The 7,668-nt window shown below is 45.2% G+C and carries 10 protein-coding genes and 2 pseudogenes; 4 read left to right on the forward strand and 8 right to left on the reverse strand.

What is annotated here, in order from left to right:
- Positions 1-184: 184 nt before the first annotated feature.
- A pseudogene (locus E5329_RS32740) lies at positions 185-292 on the forward strand (recombinase family protein); the annotation flags it as partial.
- 76 nt (positions 293-368) lie between these two features.
- Entirely contained in the window at positions 369-596 is a 228-nt protein-coding gene (locus E5329_RS27305) for a TnpV protein (RefSeq protein WP_408634713.1), read from the forward strand.
- On the opposite strand, the gene E5329_RS27310 is transcribed toward E5329_RS27305, so the two are convergent.
- From E5329_RS27310 to E5329_RS27340, 8 genes are all read right to left on the reverse strand, one after another.
- Positions 577-2,034: an ATP-binding protein gene (locus E5329_RS27310; protein ID WP_135992325.1), complete on the reverse strand. Its 1,458-nt coding sequence runs from the start codon at positions 2,032-2,034 to the stop codon at positions 577-579. The two genes, E5329_RS27305 and E5329_RS27310, sit on opposite strands and share 20 nt — an antisense overlap.
- Positions 2,027-2,770: a hypothetical protein gene (locus tag E5329_RS27315; RefSeq protein ID WP_330572386.1), complete on the reverse strand. Its 744-nt coding sequence runs from the start codon at positions 2,768-2,770 to the stop codon at positions 2,027-2,029. Before E5329_RS27315 ends, E5329_RS27310 begins: the two co-directional genes overlap by 8 nt.
- A 39-nt stretch (positions 2,771-2,809) precedes the next feature.
- Positions 2,810-2,953 (reverse strand): hypothetical protein, encoded by a 144-nt coding sequence (locus E5329_RS32925; protein ID WP_330572387.1) that lies wholly within the window; start codon positions 2,951-2,953, stop codon positions 2,810-2,812.
- A gap of 4 nt (positions 2,954-2,957) precedes the next feature.
- Complete coding sequence (locus E5329_RS27320; protein WP_135992326.1) at positions 2,958-3,236, reverse strand: DUF6429 family protein; 279 nt, start codon at positions 3,234-3,236, stop codon at positions 2,958-2,960.
- Positions 3,237-3,286: 50 nt separating this feature from the next.
- Positions 3,287-3,760: a hypothetical protein gene (locus E5329_RS30175; RefSeq protein ID WP_168356799.1), complete on the reverse strand. Its 474-nt coding sequence runs from the start codon at positions 3,758-3,760 to the stop codon at positions 3,287-3,289.
- Between the two features lie 328 nt (positions 3,761-4,088).
- Positions 4,089-4,436 carry a replication initiator protein A gene (locus E5329_RS27330; protein ID WP_135992327.1) on the reverse strand — a complete coding sequence of 116 codons (348 nt, stop codon included), beginning with the start codon at positions 4,434-4,436 and terminating at the stop codon, positions 4,089-4,091.
- A gap of 121 nt (positions 4,437-4,557) precedes the next feature.
- Positions 4,558-4,947 (reverse strand): cysteine-rich VLP domain-containing protein, encoded by a 390-nt coding sequence (locus E5329_RS27335; RefSeq protein ID WP_135992328.1) that lies wholly within the window; start codon positions 4,945-4,947, stop codon positions 4,558-4,560.
- 458 nt (positions 4,948-5,405) lie between these two features.
- Complete coding sequence (locus E5329_RS27340) at positions 5,406-6,038, reverse strand: type 1 glutamine amidotransferase family protein (RefSeq protein WP_135992329.1); 633 nt, start codon at positions 6,036-6,038, stop codon at positions 5,406-5,408.
- A 119-nt stretch (positions 6,039-6,157) separates the two neighbouring features.
- Between E5329_RS27340 and E5329_RS27345 the strand changes: the two genes are divergently transcribed.
- Together E5329_RS27345 and E5329_RS27350 are read left to right on the forward strand one after the other, a co-directional pair.
- Entirely contained in the window at positions 6,158-7,090 is a 933-nt protein-coding gene (locus E5329_RS27345) for a helix-turn-helix transcriptional regulator (RefSeq protein ID WP_135992330.1), read from the forward strand.
- A gap of 114 nt (positions 7,091-7,204) precedes the next feature.
- Positions 7,205-7,668: pseudogene (locus E5329_RS27350) on the forward strand (hypothetical protein); the annotation flags it as partial.

Consider the following 7,668-nt stretch of genomic DNA (forward strand, 5'->3'; position numbering starts at 1 on the left):
AAAAAGGAACCTTTTACAATTCAAATGTAAAAGATTCCTTAAGTTAATGACATTGAGAAAAAACATCATTTTGACCGCACATAAGAAAGCATTTTGACACGTTTGCCGCTATACAGACAGCCGCCCCATGTGGTACAATCAAGGTACGGAATAGTGGGGCTGGCTGTCGGAAACGGAGGAATTTATGTTAAGACAGAGCACCCAGCAACTCATTACCGCCCTTTACCCAAGACTGTCCCATGAGGACGAGCTTTCCGGGGAATCCAATTCCATAAGCAACCAAGAGTTAATATGTAAAGGGTGGTTTCTGCCATCTAATACATATGACTGCGGCTCATTTGTGGTGAATTGAAAAGCAGTTATATCAAATCGGTAAATATGGGGGTATGCGTCGCAGCTATCTAAAAGAGTACCGTAAAATCCTCTACAACAACTATGTGCTGGAGGGAACGCTGTTCAAGCACTTGGCTGAAATCGACCAAGCCTGCAACAAACGCATGGAAATCATTGTTCCCTCTATGATATGCTTAATCAAATGCCCGTTGTCGGCTGTGTGGCTGATAACGGGCATAAACTTTACTTATGCGGTTCGATAAATCGATATTTGCCTTTTCCATATCCTTTTACCGGTACGATTAAGCTTGCGGCTTTCAGTTTGCTGATAAGCTTGCCGGCAGCGGTAACGGAATCTCCTGTAATAGAGGAAATGTCGGAACGACCAAAGATACCGTCAGTTCCCATGTTTTTATAAACCTCTTTTGCTTTCTGAATTGTAGTCTGGCTTGCGTTTAACCCATCAATCGCAACCTCAATCGCAACATAGCCAGTGGTAATCGCAACGCTTTCATCCTCAATCGTAACATTAGACGAGTTTGTTGTTGTGCCATAATTCAAGTTATACGGTGTGACTTGGAATGAAGTAACATCGGAATAAAACTCTGGTTCCAGCTCTTTACGATAATTATGAGCAGCATGGTAAGATTCCGTAATCTTCTTAAAGCCGCTTCCTTGTCGTTCCATATAGCCCAACCGTCCGAAAATATCGGCAAGAACAGGATTACGGCGAGTGGAGGAAATATTGGATATATCTCTTTCCTGTATTCGTGTTCCATCAGCCATGCCGCCGGGAGAATAGATCGTAAGACGGTCATTATAAATGTCGATATGGACTTCGCTGCCTAAAATAAGGCAATCACGATGGATCAAAGCGTTGACAAGGGCTTCAAAAACGCTTCGTTCGCAATAATCAGGCATTTCAATACGAGAGTTTGCTGTTTTCTTCCAACGAGTTTTCATGTTCCGTTTTACAAAGCTGGCACCTTCATTGAGCAGGATAATTAAGCTGCCGGAATATTCTGCACTGTCGAGAGCATCCACCATACCGCCGCTTTTATCCAAACCATTCCAGCGTGTACAGAACAGCCGGGAATGTCTGATTGGAGAATCATCTGCCAGTAAAGCACCTGCATTTGTCAGTTTTCCATATTCGTTTCTTGTATCGAAGGAATCAAACAGTTTATCTTCCATGCTATTACCAGTCCAGACCTTGTATCTCTCTCGTAGCTTGGAAAAAGCGTAGTCCTTGAAATCATATTCAGAGTTTAGAGTATCATAGGTTCGGTTCATGCCTTTTAATATGAGCTGATTCAGGGCAAAACTTGGAGCAATCACACTCTCATTTCTGATGTGGATATATGCCTCCATAACACCATCTGCTTTGTAGTAATAGGGTGTAGAGTATCCGGAGGAGACTGTCAGTATAAGAATATTTTTACCATCCTCTCGTTCTGGCACAAGAATGAAGTTGGGATATGGCGAGATACGCTCTTTAATAAGGCGGCTGATTGCCTCCGCATCTGCCTGTGCGTCCGTCAAACCAACCACATTTCGATTATCATCAATACCAAAAAGCAGAGTACCACCGATACCATTTGCAAAGGCACTGACGCTTTTTAGCCAGCTTTTTGGCTTCTTTATTTCCAGAGCGACCTTGAAATCACATTCGGTTGCTTCAGCAATCCATCTATCAATCATTGTCTTGTGCCTCCCTATCAGAGCTGTTTTTTCTCGCTCTGCTTTTGTAAACATTATGCTTATTCTTGCACTGAGGGCTGCAAAATACAGCACTTGGTCTGCTTGCGACAAAAGCTTTGGTGCAATGCCTGCAAAGCTTAATTGGGTTTTCGCTGTCGGTCAGCATAAAGCTGAACATCATCTGAACTCCCAGCATGAGAGAGTGAAACTCCCAAATAATCGTCGGCTTATCCAAAAGAGCTATATGATAGGTTGGAGCGATGCCGCCGAATGCCGCCATACTCTGCTGCATCATCTGCCGGGTTTCATCGTTCAGGGTATCATAATCTTCATAATAAAGGAAACTGTTGATATAGGTAAACGCCCAGTCGATGAACTGCTGTTTCATCCATTCATACCGCTCCGCATATTCCCGCTGAAAGCTCATGTTGACCGCCATCGGCTTGTCTGTCATGGTCAAAGCCAGTGCCATCATAACACGGTCATTCTGGATGTTCCACATGGACTCGATACCACGCTTGATCACATCCAGTTTGTCAAATGGGAAGAACAGTGCCAAATATTTTTCAGTGGACATGGTTTCTTCTTTGATGAAATGGTTTTTCGGCAGGTACACCGCCTCATATTCCATAAAGTTAGGCATGGTAGGTAACGCAGTCATCAGTCCAAACAAGCCGTATTTCACCGCAAATTGCTGGATAGCCTTCTGAATTTCGGCATCCGGCTTTTTGCTCATACCCATGCGTCCTATGTTGATGGCATCCAGCACAATTTTCTAATACTCTGCCAGCGGATCGTAGATACTCGGCTGTGCTGTCTTGGTGGGCGTGAGGTACAGAGTTCCGTCCTCTGCCGCCCTCCATTCATATTCGCTGTATCGCACCCAATTAGAACTGGTGCGTTCAAAAAGGTTCTTCATTTTCTCACCCCTGTTTCCAATCACTGATACCATATTTGGATAAAAGCTCTTTTGCCTGTTCCATGCCGCTTTCCGTAATATATACCGATTTGGAACGGGACGGATGACTTCCCTGGCGGATATAGTCTGTATCGTCCAATTCGTTCAATATATCAAAATCATAGCCTTTCCACGCATAAAAATCGGTTGCTTCGTGAAACTTCTCTCCCTGTGTAAAGCGGGACAGGTATAACAGCATCAGTGTTAATTCCTTCATTGCTTCTTCTGCTTTTATATTTCCCATATCAGTCTATTCCTCACTTCATATTGTAACCCGAATAACTCAGTTTTATATTATCCATTATACAATTTCTTTTCCCCTGAATCAATCTCCATTCCAGATTCTTCTAAAAAATCTTTCTCCAATAAGGTCATTGGCTGCTGCTTTTCTGTCTTATCCAAAAGTGCAGGAAGCAGCTTTTTTCGTATCTTTTTGAGCATCGTACCATGCACCTTGCGAATGTTCCGGTCACTTTGCTTCCGTATTTTAGCGACCCTTGTTGAGCTAAACAGCCGGACAGTGCAGAGAAAGAGCAGCTCCTTGTGTTCCTCATTCAATTCCCAGAGTATTTTGGATAGGTATTCTTCCGCTACAAGTTCATGGATGTCGTAAGGACAGTAGAAAATGGCGTCAATGAAATCTCCCTTTCGGAGCTTCTTTGCCAGTACATCGTTCAGCGTATCAGGGAAAAAGAGTTCATTTGCAGATGCACCATAGTCAAGTGGAACATCATCACCGCTGCGGCTGAGTTCGTGATAGCGTTCCATAAAGCCGCTGCTCCAACTACCGGCGCTTCGTCGCCTCCTGCTCCGTGGTGAGGATAGGGGGCAGGTTTTCCAGCGGGATTTCCCGACCCTGGAAATTGACAATCTCGGTCTGCTTCTTGTAACTGATATGTTCCATAAGCAACTCCTTGTTTTCAAAATTTTCAAGGTGGACATTTGTCCGAAAGGTGAGCGCTATTTACTCCCACTCGTTTTATTTATACGTGTTATTGTTCTTATTAGGGGCCAGCTTTTTTACCTGCGTCAGCCGGGTTTCTGCCCTATTACACGGCCAGTTTTTCAACTATCGAGAAGGACAAATTTTTATCCATCAGGGGTGGCTAAAATTTTGTCCTTCAGGCAGTTTCACATAGATATGATTGGGATTGGAGAACTGCTGTTGTTTGCGCTCGATCAGCCCCGCCGTCTCTAATTCCGCCAATACGTTCTTGGTGGTAGTCATGCTCTTACCGAGCATTTCGGCTATCTTCTCAATCGGGAAGATGATATAAACTATCCCAGCTTCGTCCGTCCACCCGTTGAGCTGGGACAGCCGCGCCTGGTCAAGTAAAAGGGCATAGGTCAGCTTGGCGGTAAGGGCCAAGTCTATGTTCAGCAGGAACCAGGGGAAGAAGAAATAGGACGGCAATTCGGTGGTTATCGTCATGTAGTCGGTCATGGTATTAGCCTCCTTGATGTAGGGCTGTTCAGACCGCCGCTGTGGGCTGTTAGAGGCCTGTTTTCGAGGGCAGAAAGGAAATGTATCAGGCCCCGTTGAGGGCGGTCTTGAAAGCCTTGGTTTACAAGGGCTTTTTAAGCCCTAAAGCGTGACACTTCTGCCTTTGTCTGCGCTTGCGTTCGGTGGCTTTGTCTCGCTTCATATGCGCTGCGCAATCAGGCCAGTATTTCGCCCGACTGGATTTTGGCAGATAGGAGCCGCCGCATAGGACGCATTTCTTCATGTCGGCCCGATAGAGCAGGGCAGCGCACAGGCCAGCGTCCAGGGGGAGGACGGCGGCGCGAAACCAGCGACATACAAGCGAGTAGGTGATGCTCTGCGGACAGATACATTCCTCACCGCTGTCCGGCAGCAGACAATTTCCGTAATTGTAGTTGCAGCATTTCCGCACCAATCTCCGGGCAGTTCGGTACTGCTGGTAGGTCATGTGAGGGATTTTGGGTGCTACCATTTCACACGCTCCCCGGCAAAATCCTAAAAACGTCAGATTTGCGCAAGGGGATTGGGGAGTGCAGCTCCCCATCGCGCTCGGAGAGCGCAATGCCCCCGGCAGGGCGCACGACACCGGGCCGGATGAAGCGGCCCACAGAAAAAGCAAAAGCGCCCGAACAGCACAAAGCTATTCGGACGCTGAGGGTGACGGTATGGGCAGACTGGAAACGACTTTTTTCGCAAGCCTGGGTGGAGTTCGCCACTCCGGGAATTAGGCTTTTTTTGACAAGTGCCTATCTATTCGCAATCGCATGGCGGCATCCTCCTATTGCCGCCAAAACGCAAAAAAGTGGCGGCTCTGATTTCTCAAAGTCGCCGCTCCGGGTGTGATAATACGCTGCTTGTACGACGGCTTTTTTTCTTTTGCCGTCGTGCGGCAGTTTTATATATTATGTTCTTATCTGCGAAAAGGGCAGGTCATTTGCTGGTTGGTAAGGTTTGCATGAGAGTAAAGAAATCTTGCTCCTTGCCACTGCTGAAATAGTTATACCACGCTTCCAGCGTATCAGGCCGAAAGACTTCCAAACGTTCAATGATTTGTCTTGCCCATAACAAAGCCCCAGTGGAACTTGCGGTAATCAAGTTGTGGTCTGCAACAGAAGGGTTATCAACATAGAAGTGCTGTCCTTTGTAATGGGGACAACACATTTCAAGGTATTCCATTCCATTGCTGGTGTGCGGGCGGTGATCCAGTAGGCCAGCATTTGCCAATGCAACAGTGGCGCCGCAGATGGCACATACCGTAGCACCTGCTGAAAGAAGCTCTCCTGCCTTTTTAATAATAGCACCATGTTTCGGCTCATTCCATGTGTTTGCTCCTGGTAGCAGTAATACACTTTTTTCGTTCACCGCAATATCGCTGATGGAGCAGTCAGGAATGATAGTAAAGCCGCCCATTGTCTTGGCAGGTTCTTTTGAGATACCGACTGTTTTGACCGATATATTCGGCGCATCCTTTTTGAAAAAGCGTTTAGAATTTAGTTCTGCGGTGGCATACCCCAATTCCCAATCGGCCAGGGTATCAAGGGTACAAACATAGACTGTAATCATGACTTTCCTCCGTTTTCATTTTCTATTTGCTGTTAGCTTTTTCATTGTACCAATCAATCGTTGACAGCAGTATGGCAACAATCTATAATGAAAGAGGATTTTGGAAAGGCGGTTATGAAATGAAAGTTGACAGGCTTGTTAGCATTATTATGACGCTCCTTGATAAAAAGCGTATAGGCGCACAGGAGTTGGCGGATATGTTTGAAGTTTCGCCTCGCACAATCTATCGTGACATAGATGCAATCAATATGGCGGGTGTTCCCATTCGCTCAATTTCGGGAGTTGGCGGCGGCTTTGAAATTATGCCAGAGTATAAGATTGATAAAAATGTTTTTTCCACTGCCGATCTTTCTGCAATCTTGATGGGACTTTCCAATCTTTCCAACATGGTACGAGGTGATGAACTTGTAAACGCTCTTGCAAAAGTCAAGAGTTTCATCCCTGCCGATAAAGCGAATGATATTGAAATAAAGATAAATCAAATCTGCGTAGATTTGAGCCCATGGTCAGGCAACAAAAATATCCAACCATACTTGCAAATGATTAAAGCAGCTTTAGAGGATTACAAACTGCTTTCCTTTGAATACATCGCACATCATGGAAATAGAAGTGTGCGTACAGTTGAACCATACCAGCTTGTATTGAAAAGCGGCCACTGGTATTTTTATGGGTATTGTTATAACAGGAGCGACTACCGCCTATTCAGACTATCTCGTATGTCAGACTTGCAAATAAAACAGGAAACTTTTATTTCACGGGATTATCAAAAACCAATTTTGGATTTTGAGGAAATCATAGAAACAATGCAAACAGAAATTAAAATACGCATCCATAAATCTGTGCTGGATAGGGTGCTTGAATTTTGCACCTATGACCACTTTTTTCCAGATGATGACGAGCATTACATCGTAAATTTTCCGTTCATTGAAAACGAATATTACTATGATGTTCTCCTCAGCTTTGGAGATAAGTGCGAGTGCCTTGAGCCTCTATATATCCGCGCAAAGATGAAGCAAAAAATATACGATATAGCTGCGATATATAGCAATTAACAGCAAAAAAGCAATCAGCAATAATAATGCTGATTGCTTTTTGCTCCATGGCATATTTGAATTTGTTGTCAGCAACTCCGCATAGTTTTTTGTGGTCTTGTCCATATCGGTGAAATGATTTTCCCACAGAAAAACGTCCGTTTCATTGCAATCAATGACGGCGTTGACAGCGCACAGGGCGAAAATGACTTTGCGCCTTTGCGAAATATTTTTAACGAATGGCTGGTGAGGGATACGAGCAAGAAAATCCGGGCAGTAAAACGCTCAAAAGGCATGAGTGGGAAGCCTGTCACAAGCAAGCCCGTGTATGGCTACCTCATGGACGAGGACGAAAATTTCATCATTGACGAAGAAGCCGCTCCCGTGGTGAACCAGATATACAGTCTTTGTCTTGCGGGGAACGGACCGACCAAGATAGCCCGTATACTTACGGAACAGGAAATCCCCATGTCGGGAACACTGGAATACCGCCGGACAGGGAGAACCCGCCGCTACCACCCCGGCTATGAGTGCGAGGCCGCTGAAATTTATACTTATACTCTCAGAGTACATTGGATTCTATTTTCCCGTATTGCTTT

The organism is Petralouisia muris (assembly GCF_004793545.1).
In the GTDB taxonomy this organism is placed as follows: domain Bacteria; phylum Bacillota; class Clostridia; order Lachnospirales; family Lachnospiraceae; genus Petralouisia; species Petralouisia muris.